This is a genomic window from Streptomyces sp. V2I9 (assembly GCF_030817475.1).
Taxonomy (GTDB): Bacteria; Actinomycetota; Actinomycetes; order Streptomycetales; family Streptomycetaceae; genus Streptomyces.
The window spans coordinates 2,493,843-2,513,345 of the sequence record NZ_JAUSZJ010000002.1 but is presented as its reverse complement, the minus strand read 5'-3'; the positions used below and the strand labels follow the sequence as shown (position 1 = coordinate 2,513,345).

At 71.5% G+C, this 19,503-nt stretch carries 18 protein-coding genes; 11 read left to right on the top strand and 7 right to left on the bottom strand.

What is annotated here, in order from left to right; all coding sequences use genetic code 11:
* Positions 1-111 precede the first annotated feature (111 nt).
* Complete coding sequence (hutI, locus tag QFZ71_RS10935) at positions 112-1,284, top strand: imidazolonepropionase (protein WP_307668060.1); 1,173 nt, start codon at positions 112-114, stop codon at positions 1,282-1,284.
* A gap of 559 nt (positions 1,285-1,843) precedes the next feature.
* Here hutI and QFZ71_RS10930 read toward each other — a convergent pair.
* The gene (locus QFZ71_RS10930) at positions 1,844-2,815 is read right to left on the bottom strand and encodes an RNA polymerase sigma factor SigF (RefSeq protein ID WP_307668059.1); all 972 of its coding nucleotides are present in this window, start codon (positions 2,813-2,815) and stop codon (positions 1,844-1,846) included.
* A gap of 283 nt (positions 2,816-3,098) precedes the next feature.
* Here QFZ71_RS10930 and QFZ71_RS10925 point away from each other — a divergent pair, with 283 nt between their 5' ends.
* Positions 3,099-3,467, top strand: a complete 369-nt coding sequence (locus QFZ71_RS10925) for an STAS domain-containing protein (protein ID WP_307668058.1) — start codon at positions 3,099-3,101, stop codon at positions 3,465-3,467.
* A 223-nt stretch (positions 3,468-3,690) separates the two neighbouring features.
* The gene (locus QFZ71_RS10920; protein ID WP_307668057.1) at positions 3,691-4,182 is read left to right on the top strand and encodes an ATP-binding protein; all 492 of its coding nucleotides are present in this window, start codon (positions 3,691-3,693) and stop codon (positions 4,180-4,182) included.
* Between the two features lie 321 nt (positions 4,183-4,503).
* Here the strand turns inward: QFZ71_RS10920 and QFZ71_RS10915 are convergent, their stop codons facing one another.
* Positions 4,504-6,003: a peptide MFS transporter gene (locus tag QFZ71_RS10915; RefSeq protein ID WP_307668056.1), complete on the bottom strand. Its 1,500-nt coding sequence runs from the start codon at positions 6,001-6,003 to the stop codon at positions 4,504-4,506.
* Between the two features lie 491 nt (positions 6,004-6,494).
* On the opposite strand from QFZ71_RS10915, the gene QFZ71_RS10910 reads away from it, so the two are divergent.
* Both QFZ71_RS10910 and QFZ71_RS10905 read left to right on the top strand, forming a co-directional pair.
* Positions 6,495-7,172, top strand: a complete 678-nt coding sequence (locus tag QFZ71_RS10910) for a response regulator transcription factor (RefSeq protein ID WP_073771213.1) — start codon at positions 6,495-6,497, stop codon at positions 7,170-7,172.
* Positions 7,173-7,227: 55 nt separating this feature from the next.
* Positions 7,228-8,493: an ATP-binding protein gene (locus tag QFZ71_RS10905; protein WP_307668055.1), complete on the top strand. Its 1,266-nt coding sequence runs from the start codon at positions 7,228-7,230 to the stop codon at positions 8,491-8,493.
* A gap of 97 nt (positions 8,494-8,590) precedes the next feature.
* Here QFZ71_RS10905 and QFZ71_RS10900 read toward each other — a convergent pair whose 3' ends face one another.
* Entirely contained in the window at positions 8,591-9,112 is a 522-nt protein-coding gene (locus QFZ71_RS10900; RefSeq protein ID WP_307668054.1) for a GtrA family protein, read from the bottom strand.
* Between the two features lie 172 nt (positions 9,113-9,284).
* Here QFZ71_RS10900 and QFZ71_RS10895 point away from each other — a divergent pair, with 172 nt between their 5' ends.
* The 3 genes from QFZ71_RS10895 to QFZ71_RS10885 are packed head-to-tail and all read left to right on the top strand — an operon-like array spanning position 9,285 to position 12,173.
* A complete protein-coding gene (locus tag QFZ71_RS10895; RefSeq protein ID WP_373465103.1) occupies positions 9,285-10,436 on the top strand; it encodes a 5-(carboxyamino)imidazole ribonucleotide synthase in 1,152 nt (383 codons plus the stop codon).
* Entirely contained in the window at positions 10,433-10,972 is a 540-nt protein-coding gene (gene purE / locus QFZ71_RS10890; protein WP_307668052.1) for a 5-(carboxyamino)imidazole ribonucleotide mutase, read from the top strand. Before QFZ71_RS10895 ends, purE begins: the two co-directional genes overlap by 4 nt.
* Positions 10,973-10,982: 10 nt before the next feature.
* Positions 10,983-12,173 carry a dipeptidase gene (locus tag QFZ71_RS10885; protein ID WP_307668051.1) on the top strand — a complete coding sequence of 397 codons (1,191 nt, stop codon included), beginning with the start codon at positions 10,983-10,985 and terminating at the stop codon, positions 12,171-12,173.
* Between the two features lie 46 nt (positions 12,174-12,219).
* Here the strand turns inward: QFZ71_RS10885 and QFZ71_RS10880 are convergent, their stop codons facing one another.
* A complete protein-coding gene (locus tag QFZ71_RS10880) occupies positions 12,220-13,407 on the bottom strand; it encodes a GDSL-type esterase/lipase family protein (protein WP_307668050.1) in 1,188 nt (395 codons plus the stop codon).
* Between the two features lie 116 nt (positions 13,408-13,523).
* Positions 13,524-14,867: a UDP-glucose/GDP-mannose dehydrogenase family protein gene (locus QFZ71_RS10875; RefSeq protein ID WP_307668049.1), complete on the bottom strand. Its 1,344-nt coding sequence runs from the start codon at positions 14,865-14,867 to the stop codon at positions 13,524-13,526.
* A gap of 207 nt (positions 14,868-15,074) precedes the next feature.
* Here QFZ71_RS10875 and QFZ71_RS10870 point away from each other — a divergent pair, with 207 nt between their 5' ends.
* The gene (locus QFZ71_RS10870; RefSeq protein WP_307671408.1) at positions 15,075-16,232 is read left to right on the top strand and encodes an acyl-CoA dehydrogenase; all 1,158 of its coding nucleotides are present in this window, start codon (positions 15,075-15,077) and stop codon (positions 16,230-16,232) included.
* A 119-nt stretch (positions 16,233-16,351) separates the two neighbouring features.
* Here the strand turns inward: QFZ71_RS10870 and QFZ71_RS10865 are convergent, their stop codons facing one another.
* Both QFZ71_RS10865 and QFZ71_RS10860 read right to left on the bottom strand, forming a co-directional pair.
* Complete coding sequence (locus QFZ71_RS10865; RefSeq protein ID WP_307668048.1) at positions 16,352-16,930, bottom strand: 1,4-alpha-glucan branching protein; 579 nt, start codon at positions 16,928-16,930, stop codon at positions 16,352-16,354.
* 94 nt (positions 16,931-17,024) lie between these two features.
* Positions 17,025-17,597, bottom strand: coding sequence for a dihydrofolate reductase family protein (locus QFZ71_RS10860; RefSeq protein WP_307668047.1), 573 nt, complete (start codon positions 17,595-17,597; stop codon positions 17,025-17,027).
* Between the two features lie 159 nt (positions 17,598-17,756).
* Here QFZ71_RS10860 and QFZ71_RS10855 point away from each other — a divergent pair, with 159 nt between their 5' ends.
* Both QFZ71_RS10855 and QFZ71_RS10850 read left to right on the top strand, forming a co-directional pair.
* On the top strand, positions 17,757-18,227 hold the full coding sequence (locus QFZ71_RS10855) for a hypothetical protein (RefSeq protein ID WP_307668046.1): 471 nt from the start codon (positions 17,757-17,759) through the stop codon (positions 18,225-18,227).
* 162 nt (positions 18,228-18,389) lie between these two features.
* Positions 18,390-19,037: a DUF6518 family protein gene (locus QFZ71_RS10850; RefSeq protein ID WP_307668045.1), complete on the top strand. Its 648-nt coding sequence runs from the start codon at positions 18,390-18,392 to the stop codon at positions 19,035-19,037.
* Positions 19,038-19,503: the final 466 nt, after the last annotated feature.

Sequence of the window (19,503 nt, the reverse complement as noted above, 5' to 3'; positions counted from 1 at the left end):
CCCGACCACCCACGACGCCCGGAGCGCCCGACACCCCTGGCGCTCCGGGTGCCGGGGGGCGTCCCCCCGATCGGACGCCCCCCGGCGGAACGCGAGGAGAACACTCTCCAGATGACGACCACCGCCGTCACCCACATCGCCAGCCTGGTCACCAATGACCCCTCCCTCGGCAACGGGACCCCCCTGGGCCTGATCCAGGACGCGGCCGTCGTCATCGAGGGCGACCGGGTCGTCTGGACCGGTGAGTCCAGCAAAGCACCCGCCACTGACAACGTCCTCGACGCGGCCGGCCGCGCGATGATCCCCGGCTTCGTCGACTCCCACTCCCACCTGGTCTTCGCGGGCGATCGCACCGAGGAGTTCAACGCCCGGATGTCCGGGCAGCCCTACCGCGCCGGCGGCATCCGCACCACCGTCGCCGCCACCCGCGCCGCCTCCGACGACGAGCTGTCCGCCAACGCCGCCCGCTACCTCGCCGAGGCCCTGCGCCAGGGCACCACCACCTTCGAGACCAAGTCCGGCTACGGCCTCACCGTCGAGGACGAGGCCCGCGCCCTGCGGATCGCGGGCCGCCACACCGACGAGGTCACCTACCTCGGCGCCCACATCGTCCCCCCCGACCACGCCGACGACCCCGCCGGATACGTCGACCTGGTCACCGGCCCGATGCTGGACGCCTGCGCCCCGCACGCCCGCTGGATCGACGTGTTCTGCGAGCAGGGCGCCTTCGACGGCGACCAGGCCCGCGCCATCCTCACGGCGGGCCGCGCCAGGGGGCTGCACCCCCGTATCCACGCCAACCAGTTGAGCTACGGCCCCGGTGTCCAGCTCGCCGTCGAGCTCGACGCGGCCTCGGCCGACCACTGCACCCACCTCACCGACGCCGACGTCGACGCGCTCGGCCAGGGGAACACCGTGGCGACGCTGCTTCCGGGCGCGGAGTTCTCCACCCGCGCCGACTGGCCCGACGCCCGCCGGCTCCTCGACGCCGGGGCCACCGTCGCCCTCTCCACGGACTGCAACCCCGGCTCGTCGTTCACCTCGTCCGTACCGTTCTGCATCGCGCTGGCCGTGCGCGACATGGGGATGACCCCGGACGAGGCGGTCTGGTCGGCCACCGCCGGCGGGGCCGCCGCCCTGCGCCGCACCGATGTCGGCCGGATCGCCCCCGGCTCCCGCGCCGACCTGGTCCTGCTCGACGCCCCGAGCCACGTCCACCTCGCCTACCGGCCGGGCGTCCCGCTGGTCAGCGCGGTCTGGCGGGGCGGACAGCGGGTGGTCTGAGGGGCGGTCAGGGGGCCGGGGCCGGGGCCCGGTCGGCCTCCGGCCACGCGTACTCGGAGAAGCCGTCGGGGAACTTCCCGCAGTCGGTGACGGTGCTGACGGGGCCTTCCGGGCAGCACGGCCGCGTCGTAGGCGCGTCGGGCCCGGTCCTTGAGCCGGACGGCGACGCGGTCGGGGACGGTCCTCGGATACGGCGTCCCGTTCCCCAACCCGACGAATCCGGCGACCGCGCCGCCGCCGCGCAGAGGGCGAGGAGGGCGCGGGCGGTGCGGGAGGCGGGAAGGCGGGGACGGCCACGTCGGGATTCCGGGCGGTGCCAGGAATCAGGCCGGGGGCGGAGCGGTGTCCGGGGCGCGTTCATGATCGAACGCCAGGAGCCGGACGCGTCCCGCCGCGTCCGGCTCCGTACTCGGCCCGGGTGAGTGGCCGGCCCCCCGACTCCGGTCCGCCCCTGACGCGGAAGGACCCGCTCCCGGTGATCCGGGGCGGGTCCTTCCGCTCTGCTCGACGGCGCCCGGCCGCCCCCCCCCGGGAAGGGGGACGTGGCGGGCCGGGTCCGTCACTCGTCGACGGTCAGTCCCTTGCGGAGCTTGGTGAGCGTCCGCGAGAGCAGGCGGGACACGTGCATCTGCGAGATGTTCAGCTCCTCGCCGATCTCCGACTGCGTCATGTTGCTGACGAAACGGAGCGAGAGGATCATCCGGTCGCGGGCGGGCAGCGAGGCGATCAGCGGCTTGAGCGATTCGATGTACTCGATGCCTTCGAGGCCGTTGTCCTCGTAACCGATGCGGTCGGCGAGAGCGCCCTCGCTCTCGTCGTCGTCGGACTTGGCGTCCAGCGAGCTCGCGGTGTACGCGTTGCTCGCGGACATGCCCTCGACGACCTCGTCGCGGGTGATGCCGAGCCGCTCGGACAGCTCCGCCACGGTGGGCGCGCGGTCCAGCTGCTGGGAGAGCTCGTCGCCCGCCTTCGCCAGATCGAGCCGCAGCTCCTGGAGCCGGCGCGGTACGCGCACGGACCAGCTGGTGTCACGGAAGAAGCGCTTGATCTCGCCGACGATCGTCGGCATCGCGAAGGTGGGGAACTCCACACCGCGGCTCAGCTCGAACCGGTCGATCGCCTTGATCAGGCCGATGGTGCCGACCTGGACGATGTCCTCCATCGGTTCGCTGCGGGAGCGGAACCGGGAGGCGGCGAACTTGACGAGCGCGAGATTGAGCTCGACGAGGGTGTTGCGGACGTAGCTGTACTCGTGGGTGCCCTCCTCAAGGGCCTCCAGCCGCTCGAAGAGCGTCTTCGACAGCGCCCTGGCGTCCAGAGCGCCCACTTCGGCGTACGGCGGGATCTCGGGAAGTCCTTCGAGTCCTTCGAGCCCCTCGCCGGTCCCGCCGGAGAAGTCTGAGGTGGTGCTGGTGGTGCCGGCGCGCGGGCCGGGAACGGCACTCGCGGCGGGGGAGTCGGAATTGGTCGGTCCCTGAGGACATGCCGACGACGCGTAGTGGGTACGCGCTCCGTCGAGCCGGGGTGACATGGTTCTCCTCCATCGTTCTCGGCATATGGCTGCCGATGCCCCTACGTGTTCCTGCGGTGAAGCGGCGCCTCCGAAGCCGGTCGTGTTTGGGTGTCCCTCTACCCATACCCGCTTCCGGCCAGCAGTGACAAGCGCCAATTACCGCTATATGTCTGGTTTGTGGAGGTCTCCGACTACCGCGGGACGGACGGAACGCGTACTGTTTCAGGCACGTCGGCGGCAGCTAGGCATTCAGCCGCACAGGCAGTGACGTGCACAGTGACGAAGGCGAAGAGGGACTGGCATGGACCGCGGGACGGTCGGCAGTGCGAACCGGGGTCGGCTTCAGGTCGAGGCCCGGACCGAGGGGCGCAACGAGATCGTGACGCCGGTGGGTGAGCTGGACCACCACACCGCCGATCTGTTGCGGGAGCCTCTGGAGAGTGCGGTCGAGCAGGGGCGCGTGCGCCTGGTGGTCGACTGCTCTCGTCTGGATTTCTGCGATTCCACCGGGCTGAACGTCCTGCTCGGCGCCCGCCTCAAGGCGGAGGCGGCCGGGGGAGCGGTTCACCTGGCGGGAATGCAGCCCGTCGTGGCGCGGGTGTTCGAGATCACCGGGGCGGAGGCGGTCTTCACCGTCCACGCCACGCTGGACGAGGCGCTGGCCACCTGATTCCGTGCGGGCGCGCGGCCGCGCGCATCCCCGGTGTCGGGCGTGCTACGCGATATACCGGCGGTGGTACGCGATCGTGTGCCTCCTGTGGGTGTTGTTGCCACAGGGCCGGGCAGGAGACTCCCCGTCGGCGCCTCACAGGGGCTTCGGTATATGCGGTAACTGATCATTATCTGTTCAACGGCGACATGGCGACATGGCGAATCGGTGAGGTGAAGCGCTGATGAGCACCACCCGGCAGCATCCGCCGGGCGACCTCGGTCGTGAGCCGGACGGAGCGGCTTCGGCCTCGCCCGATCCGGCCGAGCGACAGTGGCGCACGCTCTCGCTGGCACAGGCGAGCGGCATCGTCCCGACGGCCCGTGACTTCGCCCGGCAGGCGCTGCACGACTGGGGCTGGCTCCCGGCGTCCACCGCCGACCGCCGGGCCGCCGCCGAGGACGTCCTGCTGGTCGTCTCCGAGCTGGTGACCAACGCCTGCCTGCACGCGGAGGGCCCCGAGGAGCTGCGGATCGGCCACACCGCGAAGGCGCTGCGTGTGGAGGTCGTCGACCGGGGAGCCGGGCAGCCCGCCCCCCGTACGCCGCACCGCGCCGGCCGGCCCGGAGGGCACGGCATGTTCATCGTGCAGCGCCTCTGCATCGACTGGGGCGTCCTGCGCTCACCGGACGCTCCGGGCAAGACGGTCTGGGCGGAGCTCGCCGCTCCCGTGTAGCCCACGGCCCCGGTGTCGCGCGGACCGGCCGACCCCCGGCCCGCGCCGAGCGGCCGCCCGTCCCGTACGCGTACATCTCCGTACGCGTGCGACGTCACCGGCGGCCGTCACCTGCATCTGATACCCGTACCTGATACCCGCACCGAGAAGAGCGCGCCGCAGCGGCGCGCTCTTCGTTCCTCCTCCGCCGGAACCCGTGCGTACGGACCGGGGCGCTCCGCCGACATCGGACGGCAGACGGACGACGGCGGGTCCGCACGAACCTCTCGTGCGGACCCGCCGTCGTCCGCCCCGAACCGTCCGGGGCGGTGTCGTCCGTGCCTACTTGACGCCGCCCATGAGGGCGCGGATCTTGCGGCCGGCCACCATGAAGGCGATACCCGCGGCGACGGCCACGACCGCCTGGAGCGTGTAGTACGCGGCGTCGCCGAGCGGGGCGTTGAGCTTGGTGGTCCAGCCGTTCAGGGCGTTGCCCGTCGAGGTGGCCAGGAACCACAGACCCATGATCTGACCCACGAACATCTTCGGCGCCAGCTTCGTGGACAGCGACAGGCCGACCGGGGAGAGGCACATCTCGCCCATGGTCTGCGCCAGGTAGACCGCGAGCAGCCAGAAGACGGTGACCTTGCCGGTGTCGCTGTTGGCCGCGGCGGCACCCGCCAGGCCCATGATGCCGAAGGAGCCGCCGATGAGCAGCATCGCCAGGGCGAACTTCATCGGGGTGCTGGGCTCACGGTTGCGCGTGGCCAGCTTGACCCAGAGCGCGGCGAAGATCGGGGCCAGGATGATGACCAGTGCGGGGTTGACCGACTGGAGCCAGGAGGCCGGGAACTCCCAGCCGCCGATGAAGCGGTCCGTCTTGTTGTCCGCGAAGATCGTCAGCAGCGAACCGGACTGGTCGTAGATCATCCAGAAGAGCACGGCCGTGATGAAGAACCACACGTACGCCTTGATCTTCGGCCGGTCCTCCGCGGTGAGCGCCGGGTCCCGGAAGATCGTGATGAAGTAGACGACCGGCACGACGACGCCCAGCACGGCCAGGACGTTGACGATGTGCTCGATGTCGTAGGTGCCCAGCGCCAGGTCGATCAGCAGCGCGGCGACCGCGATACCCGACCAGAGGCCCACCTTGCGCAGCATCTGCCGCCGCTCCTCGGGGGAGGCGGGCTTCGCGGGCAGCTTCCCGACGTCACCGAGGTGCTTGGAGCCGACCGCGTACTGGATGACCGCGAAGGTCATGCCGACACCGGCCACGCCGAAGCCGAGGTGCCAGCTGACGTTCTCGCCGAGGTAACCGACCAGCAGCGGGGCGGCGAAGCCACCGATGTTGATCGCCATGTAGAAGAGCGTGAAGCCGGCGTCCCGGCGGGCGCTGGACTGGTTCTCGTAGAGACCGCCCACCATGGCCGAGATGTTCGGCTTCAGCAGGCCCGTGCCGACCGCGATCAGCGCGAGGCCGAAGAAGAACGTGATGTCGCTCGGCAGCGCGAGCGCGAAGTGGCCGAGCGCGATGACGATCCCGCCGACCAGAACGGCCTTGCGGGCGCCCCAGAGGCGGTCGGCGACCCAGCCGCCGGGCATCGCGGCCATGTAGACGACGGCGTTGTAGACGCCGTAGATGGAGGCGGCGAGCGCCTCCCGGCCCTCCAGGGGGCCGTCGAGCACGGCGGCCACCAAGTACAGGGTGAGGATGGCGCGCATCCCGTAGAAGGAGAAGCGTTCCCACATCTCCGTCATGAACAGGGTGGCCATACCGCGCGGGTGGCCGAAGAAGGTCTTCTCGCCGGAACCGGGCGAATCCTTCGTCAGGCTGGACGCCATGATCGATCCTTGCTGGTCGGGACGCGACGCTTCGTGAGCGGTACGCGCCCGGTGGGGGGCAGCCGGCACCGGCGCGGGCGAACCCCGCCCCTCACGCCTGAGAGTGACGTGCTCCGCGCGGCCGGGCTCCTGACGGAGATGCGGCGGCGAAGCGGGGAAGAACCGCGTCGGGATCCACGCCCGGCGCGCGTCCTCGCGCTCCGGGCCCGGCTCACAGGTCATTCACTCGGAAAGGCCGGCGGGTACCGGCCCCGCACACAAAAGAGACCTTTGGCGCTCATGGCTGCCCAAAGGTCCTTGAGTAGTGCAACAGGCGTCGGGACACCATACGACACGACACAGCCGGATATGGAAGGACTTGAGATATGGATCACAGGCCCCTGTGGAACCACACTCCCATATTCAAAGGTCTCCATCCTCTTTGTGGAGCTGACCCGCAGGTTGCGTCCCGGCCCTCACGTCCGGCTCCCCGTCCGGACTACCATCAGTCCATGACCCGTGTTTTGCTCGCCGAGGACGACGCGTCCATCTCGGAGCCCCTGGCCCGCGCACTGCGTCGGGAGGGTTACGAGGTCGAGGTCCGTCAGGACGGTCCGACCGCGCTCGACGCCGGACTCCAGGGCGGCATCGACCTGGTCGTCCTCGATCTGGGGCTGCCCGGCATGGACGGGCTGGAAGTCGCCCGCAGGCTCCGCGCCGACGGCCACACCATCCCGATCCTGGTGCTGACGGCCCGCGCCGACGAGGTCGACACGGTCGTCGGTCTGGACGCGGGCGCCGACGACTACGTCACCAAGCCGTTCCGCCTCGCCGAACTGCTGGCCCGCGTCCGCGCCCTGCTGCGGCGCGGGGCCTCCGAGCCCGTCGCGCAGCCCGCCACCCACGGCGTCAGGATCGACGTCGAGTCGCACCGCGCCTGGATGGGCGAGGAGGAACTCCAGCTCACCGCCAAGGAGTTCGACCTGCTGCGGGTCCTCGTCCGGGACGCCGGCCGGGTCGTCACCCGCGACCAGCTGATGCGCGAGGTCTGGGACACCACCTGGTGGTCCTCCACCAAGACGCTCGACATGCACATCTCCTGGCTGCGCAAGAAGCTCGGCGACGACGCGGCCAATCCGCGCTACATCGCCACCGTCCGGGGCGTCGGTTTCCGCTTCGAGAAGAGCTGACGTACGAAGCTCCCATGCGCCCTGAGAACCGTTCCACCGGCCCCCTGAGGCCGGTATGCGCCGTCGGCTGATCAACTCCACGCTCGCCGTGGTGCTCGTCGTCATCGCCGTCTTCGGCGTCTCGCTGGTGATCGTGGAGACGCGCACCATCAGCGCCAGCGCCCAGGAGAGCGTGGAGTCCGAGGCGTTGCGGCTGATCAGCGTGGTCGACAGCCGACTGCTCGGGGAGGAGCGGATCAACCCCGGCGTGCTGGCCGAGCAGATCGACCCCAAGCGCTACGCGCTGGTCGAGATCCCCGGCCGCGCGCCCATCGCCGTCGGCGAGCGCCCCTCCGGCAGCGTCCTGCGCGCCACCGAGACGGGGGAGCGGGGCGAGACGGTCACCGTCGAGGAGTCCCGCTCGGCCGTCACCCGCGAGGTCGGGCGCACGCTCCTGATCATCGGCGCGGTGGCCCTGCTGGCGATCGTCTCCGCGGTGCTCCTCGCCGTACGCCAGGCCAACCGGCTGACCTCCCCGCTCACCGACCTCGCCGAGACCGCCGAACGCCTCGGCTCCGGAGACCCCCGCCCGCGCCACAAGCGGTACGGGGTGCCCGAGCTGGACCGGGTCGCGGACGTCCTGGACGCCTCGGCCGAGCGGATCGCCCGGATGCTGACCGCCGAACGGCGGCTGGCCGCGGACGCCTCGCACCAGCTCCGGACCCCGCTGACCGCGCTCTCCATGCGGATCGAGGAGATCTCCGTCACCGACGACCCGGACACGGTGAAGGAGGAGGCGAACATCGCCCTCACGCAGGTGGAGCGGCTCACCGACGTCGTCGAGCGGCTCCTGACGAACTCCCGCGACCCGCGCACCGGCTCCGCCGTCGTCTTCGACCTCGACGAGATCGTCAAACAGCAGATCGAGGAGTGGCGCCCGGCCTACCGCAGTGCCGGTCGCGCCCTGGTCTGCTCCGGCAAGCACGGGCTGCGGGCCGTCGGTACTCCGGGGGCGGTGGCCCAGGTCCTGGCGGCGCTGATCGAGAACTCCCTCATGCACGGCGGCGGCACCGTCGCCCTGCGCACGCGGGTCACCGGCAACCAGGTGGTCATCGAGGTCACCGACGAGGGCCCCGGTGTCCCCGCCGAACTGGGGGCGCGGATCTTCGAGCGGACCATCAGCGGCCGCAACTCCACCGGCATCGGCCTGGCGGTCGCCCGCGACCTCGCGGAGGCGGACGGCGGGCGGCTGGAGCTGCTCCAGCAGCACCCGGCGGTCTTCGCGCTCTTCCTGTCCCGGACCCCGGCGGACCGGGACACCCCTGAGCGCCCGGTGCGCTGAACAACGAGGGAGAAGCGGGCCCGGTTCCGTACGGAGGCGGCCGGAGCGTTCGCGTGCGCGCGGAGGGCTCGTGTGCGTACCGGGGCCGCCGGAGGGTTCAGTTCCGTACGGGGCCCGGCGTCACCGGCTCGTCGGCCGGTCGGCGCTGCTCCAGAAACCGTTCCGCGTTCCGCACGGCCTCCTCGGCGGGCAGGGCCTTGAAGACCCAGGTCCGGTAGGACCAGAAGCGGAACAGGGTGGCGATCCCGATGCCGACGATCTTGAAGACGTTGCTCTGGACCGGGGTGTTCCAGCCGAAGCCGTACGTCGCCGCGTACAGCACGCCCGTCTCGATCACCGCGCCTGCCGCGCTGAACAGCAGGAAGAGGGCCAGCTCACGGGTGCGGCCGGTCTTGTCGCGCTCCCGGTAGGTCCAGTAGCGGAAGCCCACGTAGTTGAAGAGGATCGCGACGAACGTCGCCAGCACGCTCGCCCGGACCACCTGGAGGTCCGTCGTGTGCCGCAGCAGGTTGAAGACCGCGATGTTGACCAGCAGGCCGAAAGCGCCGACCGCGCCGAACTTGGCGACCTCGCGGGCGAGGGCTTCCAGCCGGGTCCGCAGTGCGCCCCGTTCGCTCATGGTGATCGCTGGCCCCGTCCGTTGGAAGGCGTCTCCGTGGCGTCGACGCAACCACGTCAACTCCGCCATGCTAACCAGCCCCCTGTGTGACGCCCGTGAGCGGACGCGGCCGTGGCCGGGGGCATCCGTACGGCCGTCCGGAAACCACCGGCGTGGCGGATACCCTGGTGGCGTGACGTTCCCGGTAGTCGGCATGGTCGGCGGCGGTCAGCTCGCCCGTATGACCCACGAGGCGGGCATCCCCCTCGGCCTGACATTCAAGCTGCTCAGTGACACTCCCCAGGACTCGGCGGCCCAGGTCGTGAGCGAGGTCGTCATCGGCGACTATCGCGACCTGGACACCCTGCGCGCCTTCGCTCGCGGCTGCGACGTGATCACCTTCGATCACGAGCACGTGCCGACCGAGCATCTGCGGGCCCTGGAGGCGGACGGCATCCCCGTGCGCCCCGGCCCCGACGCCCTGGTGCACGCCCAGGACAAGGGGGTGATGCGCGCCCGGCTCACGGAGATCGGCGCCCCCTGCCCCCGCCACCGCATCGTGAGCGACCCGGCCGACGCCGCCGCGTTCGCCGAGGAGGCCGGCGGCTTCCCCGTCATCCTCAAGACCGTGCGCGGCGGCTACGACGGCAAGGGCGTGTGGGTGGTCCGCTCCGAGGAGGAGGCGGCCGAACCCTTCCGCGCCGGGGTCCCGGTCCTCGCGGAGGAGAAGGTCGACTTCGTACGGGAGCTGGCGGCGAACATCGTCCGCTCGCCGCACGGCCAGGCCGTCGCCTACCCGGTCGTCGAGTCGATCCAGGTCGACGGCGTCTGCGACACGGTGATCGCCCCGGCCCCCGAGCTGGACGAGGAGCTGGCCGGCGAGGCCCAGCAGCTCGCGCTCCGGATCGCCGCCGAGCTGGGCGTCGTCGGACACCTCGCCGTCGAGCTGTTCGAGACCCGCGGGCCCGACGGGAAGCCCGGCATCCTCGTCAACGAACTGGCCATGCGCCCGCACAACTCCGGCCACTGGACCATGGACGGCGCGATCACCTCCCAGTTCGCCAACCACGTCCGGGCCGTCCTCGACCTCCCGCTCGGCGACCCGCGCCCCCGCGCTCCCTGGACGGTCATGTGCAACGTCCTGGGCGGCGACTACCCGGACATGTACCAGGGCTACCTGCACTGCATGGCCCGCGACCCGCAGCTCAAGATCCACATGTACGGCAAGGACGTGAAGCCCGGCCGCAAGGTCGGACACGTCAACACCTACGGCGACGATCTGGCGGACGTGCGGGAGCGCGCCCGGCACGCGGCCGACTACCTGCGAGGAACGATCACCGAATGACTTCCCCCTCCGCACCGGCGCCCGTGATCGGCGTCGTCATGGGCTCGGACTCCGACTGGCCGGTCATGGAGGCCGCCGCCAAGGCGCTCGACGAGTTCGAGATCCCGTACGAGGTCGACGTCGTCTCCGCCCACCGCATGCCGCGCGAGATGATCGCGTACGGCGAGCGGGCCGCGGGCCGCGGTCTGAAGGCGATCATCGCGGGCGCGGGCGGGGCCGCCCATCTGCCCGGCATGCTCGCCTCCGTCACCCCGCTCCCGGTCATCGGCGTCCCGGTGCCGCTGAAGTACCTGGACGGCATGGACAGCCTGCTCTCCATCGTCCAGATGCCGGCCGGCGTCCCCGTCGCCACCGTCTCCGTCGGCGGCGCGCGCAACGCGGGCCTGCTGGCCGCCCGCATCCTCGCCGCCTCCGACCCCGCGCTCCAGGAGCGGATGGAGGAGTTCCTGCAGGAGCTGAACGACCAGGCCACCGAGAAGGGCAAGCGGCTGCGCGCCAAGGCCCAGGGCGCCGACTCGTTCGGCTTCGGAAAGTAGGGGGCGACCCATGGACCACCTCGCCCGCGCCCGCGAACTCCTCGCCGTCCACCCCGTCGTCGACGGCCACAACGACCTCCCCTGGGCCCTGCGCGAGCAGGTCGGCTACGACCTCGACGCCCGCGACATCGCCGCCGACCAGCGCGGACTGCTCCACACGGACCTGAACCGGCTGCGGGCCGGCGGGGTCGGCGGCCAGTTCTGGTCGGTCTACGTCCGCACCGACCTGACCGGGGACGCGGCGGTCAGCGCCACCCTGGAGCAGATCGACATCGTCGGCGAGCTGATCGCCCGCTACCCGACGCACCTGCGGCGGGCGCTCACCGCCGACGACCTGGAGAAGGCCCGCGCAGAAGGCCGGATCGCCTCCCTGATGGGGGCCGAGGGCGGCCACTCCGTCAACAACTCGCTGGGCACCCTGCGCGCCCTGTACGACCTGGGCGTCCGCTACATGACGCTCACCCACAACGACAACATCGACTGGGCCGACAGCGCCACGGACCTGCCGCGCCTCGGCGGCCTCTCCGCCTTCGGCCACGAGGTCGTCCGCGAGATGAACCGTGTCGGCATGCTGGTCGACCTCAGCCACGTCGCGGACGGGGTCATGCGCGACGCGATCGCCACCAGCACCGCGCCGGTGATCTTCTCGCACTCCTCGGCCCGCGCCGTCTGCGACCACCCGCGCAACATCCCCGACGACGTGCTCGCGGCCCTCCCCGCCAACGGGGGCGTGGCGATGGCGACCTTCGTCCCGAAGTTCGTGCTGCCCGAGGCGGTCGCCTGGACGCTGGCCGCCGACCGCAACATGCGCGAACACGGTCTGCACCACCTGGACACCACCCCGCAGGCCATGCGCATCCACGAGGACTTCGAGGCGGCGCACCCGCGCCCCGAGGCCACGGTCGCCACCATCGCCGACCACCTGGACCACATGCGCGCGGTCGCGGGCGTCGACCACATCGGCATCGGCGGCGACTACGACGGCACGGCGTTCACCCCGCGCGGCCTGGAGGACGTCTCCGGCTATCCGAACCTCATCGCGGAGCTGCTGCGGCGCAACTGGTCCGAAGCCGACCTCGCCAAGCTGACCTGGCGCAACGCCGTACGGGTGCTGCGCGACGCGGAGGCCGTGGCCCGCGACGAGCAGAGCCGGCGCGGCCCGTCCCACGCGACGATCGCGGAGCTGGACGGCGTCCACTAGGAGAAGCCGGGCGGCGTCCACCAGGAAGACGGCCGCCGCCCCCCGGTCAGTCCTGCCCGCCCACCGCCGCGAACGGTCCGCCCGGACCGAAGGCGAACGCCCCGAAGCGCTCGCCCATGCGGCGGTGGGCGGCGGCGTCCGGGTGCAGGCGGTCGGGCAGCGGCAGTTCGGCGTGGTCCGCCTCGCCGTACAGGACGCGCCCGTCCAGGTGGAAGAGGTGCGGGTCCGACACCGCCCGCTCCGCCACGATCCGGTCCAGCTCCTCCCGGACGACGCGCAGCGTCAGCTTGCCGGAGGCGGTCTCCGCCGGATCGCCCAGCGCCGTGAACACCACCTCGCCCCCGGTCACGTCCGGCGCGGAGGGGCCGGGTGTGTCCTCGTGGGCGGGGCAGAGGACCGGCGAGACCACCAGCAGCGGCGCGGTGGGGTGGCCCTCGCGCACCGTGTCCAGGAAGCCGTGCACGGCGGGCCCGAACGCGCGCAGCCGCATCGCGTCGGCGCCGACCAGGTTGATGCCGATCTTGACGCTGATCAGGTCGGCGGGGGTGTCCCGCAGGGTGCGCGCGGTGAACGGGTCGAGGAGCGCGTTGCCCGCCAGGGAGACGTTGACCAGCTCCACGTTCCCCGCTGCGGCGGCCAGCGCGGGCCAGGCGGTGGCGGAGCTGTCCGCGCACGAGCCCTGGCTGATGGAGCTGCCGTGGTGCAGCCAGACCCGCCGCCCGCTCGGGCCTGCCGGGGCCACGGGCGCGTCGGTGCGCAGTCCGAGCAGCTCGACCGTCTCGGTGTACGGCAGCCAGATCTCGACGCTCTTCTCCCGCGCGGGCAGCCCGGTGAACGTGACGGACCCGGCGGAGCCGGGGAACAGCTCCCGCGACCCGTCGGACAGGTCGACCATCAGCACATCGCCGCCGCTCGCCGTGGCCCGGCCGGCCGGCTCCCCGTCGATGTGCAGGTCGTACGCCCCGTTCGGGAGGGGCGGGAGGCCCTGGTGGCCCATCACCGTGCGCCGGACGTCCAGTGCCACGGCGGTGGCCCGGCTGCGGAACACCACCCGCACCCCCGACGGCTGCGCCTCCGCCTGGGCGATCTGCGGGTCACCGCCGGACCGGGCGCGGGCCGGGGCGGGCAGCCGGTGAGGGAGGAGACCGCCGCGCTCGGTGCGCTCCAGTTCGAGCGCGCCGCGCAACAGGTCGTCGGTGAGGGGGGAGCTGATCCAGTCGTACGCGTCGTCCATGCCCCCAGCCTGTCCGCCGGACCGAGGACGATGCCGTCCGGCGGGCGGAAGGCTTCGGGGCCTCTCGTCCCGCTCCGGCTCTAGGGGGTGTCCGGCGGATCAGGGCCGGACACCCCCTAGGCCTTCGGGCGGCCCATCGCGCGGTAGGTCCATCCGGCCTCGCGCCAGACCGTGCTGTCCAGGGCGTTACGGCCGTCCAGGATGATCCGGCGGGCGGCCACCTCGCCCATTGCCGCCGGGTCCAGCTCGCGGAACTCGCGCCACTCCGTCAGGTGCAGCACCACGTCCGCGCCGCGCACCGCCTCCAGGGCCGAGTCCGCGTAGCCGAGGGTCGGGAAGAGCTGCCGGGCGTTGTCCATCCCCTTCGGGTCGTACACGGTGACCTGGCCGCCCTGGAGGTGGATCTGCCCGGCGACGTTGAGCGCGGGGGAGTCGCGTACGTCGTCGGAGTCGGGCTTGAACGCGGCGCCCAGCACCGCCACCCGCGTGCCGAGGAACGAGCCGCCCCCGACCGCCTCCCGCGCCAGCTCGACCATGTGGCCGCGGCGGCGCATGTTGATGGAGTCGACCTCGCGGAGGAAGGTGAGGGCCTGGTCGGCGCCCAGTTCGCCGGCGCGGGCCATGAAGGCGCGGATGTCCTTGGGCAGGCAGCCGCCGCCGAAGCCGATCCCCGCTCGCAGGAACTTCTTCCCGATGCGCTCGTCGTGCCCGATGGCCTCCGCGAGCTTCACGACGTCCCCGTCGGCGGCCTCACAGACCTCGGCCATCGCGTTGATGAAGGAGATCTTGGTGGCGAGGAAGGAGTTGGCGGAGGTCTTCACCAGCTCGGCCGTCGGGAAGTCGGTCACCACGAAGGGCGAACCTTCCGCGACCGGCACGGCGTACACCTCGCGGAGCAGCTTCTCGGCGCGCTCGCCCGTGACGCCCACCACGATCCGGTCGGGGTGCAGGGTGTCCTCGACGGCGAAGCCCTCGCGGAGGAACTCCGGGTTCCAGGCCAGCTCGGCCCCGGCCCCGACCGGGGCCAGCTCGGCGAGCCGCTCCGCGAGGCGGGCGGCGGAGCCCACGGGGACGGTCGACTTGCCGACGACCAGGGCGGGGCGGGTCAGGTGCGGGGCCAGCGAGTCGAAGGCGCTGTCGACGTAACTCATGTCGCAGGCGTACTCGCCGTGCTTCTGCGGGGTGTTCACACAGACGAAGTGGACGTCGCCGAACTCCGCGACCTCCTCCCAGGAGGTGGTGAAGCGCAGCCGCCCGGTGGAGCCCTCGATCCCGGCCACGTGCCGCTGGAGCATCTCCTCCAGACCCGGCTCGTACATCGGCACGCGGCCGGTGGAGAGCAGCTCGATCTTCTCCCGTACGACGTCGAGCCCCAGGACCTCGAAGCCCAGCTCGGCCATGGCGGCGGCATGGGTGGCGCCGAGATAGCCGGTGCCGATCACAGTGATCCTGAGGGCCATGGAGTGCTCCTGGGAGGTGCGGACAGACGTGCGGACCGAGCATAGTCGTGGAGCCGGAAGCCAGGATTCACCGCCCGGAATGCCCGGTACCTCCCTCGAATCCCACCCCTGTCGGCAAGCTCACGCGGGCGTCACGTATACCGCCGGGCGGTCGGCGCACTAAAATTGAGTTACTTAACGGTAGTTAGCATCTGGGGAGTGAGCGTCTTGGCGGGTTCGACCGATTTCGACCTGTACCGTCCGGCCGAGGAGCACGACATGCTCCGCGAGACCATCCGCGCGCTCGCCGAGTCGAAGATCGCCCCCTTCGCCGCCGCGGTCGACGAGGAGAGCCGCTTCCCGCAGGAGGCGCTGGACGCCCTGGTCGCCTCGGACCTGCACGCCGTCCACGTCCCGGAGGCGTACGGCGGGGCCGGTGCCGACGCGCTCGCCACGGTCATCGTGATCGAGGAGGTGGCCCGCGTCTGTGCCTCCTCCTCCCTGATCCCGGCCGTCAACAAGCTCGGCTCGCTCCCGGTGATCCTCTCCGGCTCCGAGGAGCTGAAGGCGAAGTACCTGGGCCCGCTCGCCAAGGGCGACGCGATGTTCTCGTACGCCCTCTCCGAGCCGGACGCCGGTTCGGACGCGGCGGGCATGAAGACGAAGGCCGTGCGCGACGGCGACTTCTGGGTCCTCGACGGCGTGAAGCGCTGGATCACCAACGCGGGCGTCTCCGAGTACTACACGGTCATGGCCGTCACCGACCCGACCAAGCGCTCCAAGGGCATCTCGGCGTTCGTCGTCGAGAAGTCCGACGAGGGCGTCTCCTTCGGCGCCCCGGAGAAGAAGCTCGGCATCAAGGGCTCCCCGACCCGCGAGGTCTACCTCGACAACGTCCGCATCCCCGCGGACCGCATGATCGGCGAGGAGGGCACGGGCTTCGCCACCGCGATGAAGACCCTGGACCACACCCGCATCACGATCGCGGCCCAGGCCCTCGGCATCGCCCAGGGCGCGCTGGACTACGCCAAGGGGTACGTCCAGGAGCGCAAGCAGTTCGGCAAGCCGATCGCGGACTTCCAGGGCATCCAGTTCATGCTCGCGGACATGGCGATGAAGATCGAGGCCGCCCGTCAGCTCACGTACGCGGCCGCCGCCAAGTCGGAGCGCGGCGATGCGGACCTGACCTTCCAGGGCGCGGCCGCCAAGTGCTTCGCCTCGGACGTGGCGATGGAGGTCACCACGGACGCCGTCCAGCTGCTCGGCGGCTACGGCTACACGCGCGACTACCCGGTCGAGCGCATGATGCGCGACGCCAAGATCACCCAGATCTACGAGGGCACGAACCAGGTCCAGCGCATCGTGATGGCGCGGAACCTGCCGTAACCGGCTTTCCGCTTCTGACCTGTGCGAACGTGGCAGCCCCCGGCGATCCGCCGGGGGCTGCCACGTCGTCGGTCTCCGTCGGGAGCTCCGGGGCACCGCTCGCCGCGGCGTGACGGGTGCTACCGCGGCGTGACAGTCGCCAGCTCGCCCCGTACGGCCGTTCCGTCCGGCCAGGTCCAGCCGGCGACGAGGCGGGCCGGCGACCCCTGCCCGGCCTCCGACGCCCGCAGGACGCGGTTGATCCGGACGTCGGTCCCCTGGTCGGGGCCGGTTCCGTGCACGACGACGGTCGGGTCGGGGGTGTCGCTGACATTCTGCTGCTGCGGCTCCGCCTCGCCCCGCAGAAGGGCACGCAACTGCGCCCGCACCACCGGGTCGTGGGCGCCGTCGTAGATCCATCGGGTACCGAGCACACCGTGCTCGGAGGTACCGATCAGCGCCTCGTCGGGGATGCCCTCCAGCGCTTCGGCGCGGTAGCCCAGCGGCAGCAGGTACGCCACCGGTTCCTGCCCGGACGTGTCCGCCACGACCATGAACTCGATCCCGACCTCCCCTTCCGGATCGTCCAGACGGAATCCGCCGGCCTTGACCAGGTCCGGCGCCTCCCCGGAACCCGCGTACCAGCTCTGCTTCGGCAGCCAGCCGGTGAGCAGCTCCAGCTTGGAGGGCGTCATGGTGGTGCGGTGGATGGATGCCATACGGGCTCCCTGATGCCTCGGTCCGGTCCGTCCTCACGACGGGTGTGCCCGACCCTACGGGGAACGGCCGCTCCGGGCCCGAGGTTCCGGAGCGTCAGCGGACCACCTCGAACACGTTCTTCTGGATGCCGTTCGCGTACGCCTCGTGCTCGACCAGCTTCAGCTTCTGCCGGTCCTTGTCCGTGGCGCTGAACAGGCGCTTGCCCGCGCCGAGCAGGACCGGGAAGACGAGAAGGTGGTAGCGGTCGATGAGGTCGGCGTCCGCGAGGCTCCGGTTCAGCTCGGTGCTGCCGTGGACGATGATCGGGCCGCCCTCGGTCTCCTTCAGCGCGGCGACCTCGTCGAGCGACCGCAGGATCGTGGTCTCGCCCCAGCCGGGGACGAGCGCGTCGTCGGTCAGCGTGGTGGAGACGACGTACTTCGGCACCGCCTTGTACCCCGTGAACTCCTCCATGCCCGGCCACACCGGGCTGAACGCCTCGTAACTGGCCCGGCCCAGCAGCAGGGCCGTGGCCTCCTCCTGCTCCCGGCCCTTGAGCTCGTACGCCTCCGGCAGGAACTCGATGTCCTGGAACGTCCACCCCGAGTTCCGGTAGCCGGGTTCACCGCCGGGGGCCTCCATGACGCCGTCGAGCGAGACGAAGGCGGTGCTGATCAGGGTGCGCATGGAGGTCTCCCGGATGGTTGGTGGCGGGCTGCGGCCGGTGCTGGGCGGCGTCTCTCACTCTTACGGATGTACTGACCGCGCGTCCACCGAGAATTCATCGGTCCCCGGCCCACGCCGCCGGGGACCGCGCTCCGCCCACGGTCGGTAATCTCCCTCCCCATGACCGAACGCGACAGGCTGACCGCCCTCTTCCACGCCCTGGGTGCGGATGCCGACGCCCCGGACTGGGCCGAGTCCGAAATCGAGGAGGGACTGCCCCAGCTCGCCCGCTACCGGCTGCTGCGGACGGTGTGGCAGGACGTCGACGCCTGGAGCACGGCCGCCCCGCGGTGGGTGGACGCCTACCGGGCCGACGGGGCGGCGGCCGACGCCGTCGACCGGGCCCTCGCGGCCGGGCTCACCCCCGAGGACCTCGGCGCGCTGGCCCGCGAGGTGGCCAGGGAGACGGCGTTCGCGGTGCTGCACGCCCTGGCCGACCCGGCGGACGGCTCGCTCCCCGCCGATGTCGAGGCGCGGCTTCCCGGCTGGCGGCTCGCGGAGCTGGACGCGGAGGGCGTGCCGACCGGCCGCCATCTCGACGCCCTGCACGAGGACTTCGCCGAACTCGAACCGAAGGGCACCGCCGGCTGACCGCGTGGGAGGAGGACGTCACGTGACGCGCCGCTCACCACCGCACCTCCACCGGGACGGGAGGGAGAAGGCCACGGGAACGCACCGCCGGTGCCACGCATCCTTACCACTGCACCACGAGATGTGAGCCGTGCAGCCCTCGACAGAGAAGTGAGCACCACCATGAGCGCGTCCCCGGTCATCGCCGCGGTACCCGATACGAGCGGAAGATCCTGGGCCCACGCAACGGCGTCGGCGTTCGCCGGAGGACTTCTTCTCGGCGCCCTGACCAATCTGCTCCAGGGCTGGCTTCCGGGTGAGTGGAATCAGATCGCCAACTCCGGTGGGGTCTGGTCCGTCGCCGCCTTCGTCGCGGGCGCGCTGCTGGCCCGGAAGGTCGGCCTGCCCGCGGCCGCCGTCGCGGGCCTGTTCGCCGAGTCCGGTCTCGTCGTCGGCTACTACCTCTACGCGGAGGTCGCGCGCGACGGCATGGGCTCGCTGTTCGCCCCCCTCGTCTGGCTCGGCATGGCCTTCGTCGCCGGCCCCCTCTTCGGGGTGGCGGGCTTCTGGTGGCGCGGCAGCAGTCCCCGCCACCGCGTCATCGGCCTTGCCGCCCTGGCGGGCGTCTTCGGCACGGAAGCCATCCACTACGGGTGGGTTCTGCACTACGCGCCCCCGGCATGGGCCTGCCTCGCGATTCTGGTTCTGGTGCCCCTGCTCATGGGCCGTACCCACAGAGAACGCCTGCTGGCCCTCCTGACCGCCATTCCCTTCTCGCTCCTGGCCTACCTCGTCTTCTACCACCTGATCCTGATGACACTCCTCGACTGAGAACGCGTGGCCGACCGGGGGAGGGAAGGGGCGGCAGCGCGGGCTTCCGACGAGATGGGAGAGGCGGCTTCGCGCCGGAGCCGCCGGCCCCCTTCGCCCCGCCGGGCACGGTCGCGGTCCTTCTCCGCGCAGCCGGGCTGTCGCGGACCTTCTCCGCGCCGGTCGGCCCGGAGCCCGCCGACCGGGCCGTACCGATGCCCCCCGAACTCGCCGACCGGGCCGTACCGATGACCCCCGAGACCGCTTGCCGACGGTCGGAACGGCGGAGCGGGAAACCGGTGATCAAGCGATGGATGATCGTTTGATCACACAGGTATCGTGACGCGCGCGAGACGATGGCACCGACGCCCGCCTCTACAAGGCGCTGTCCGGCTCACTCGCCACCGCGACCGGGCCCGACTCCCCGATCGGTTCGCCCGGCGGCGTGAACTCGGCCTGGACCAGCGAGCTCATCACCACGGCGCGC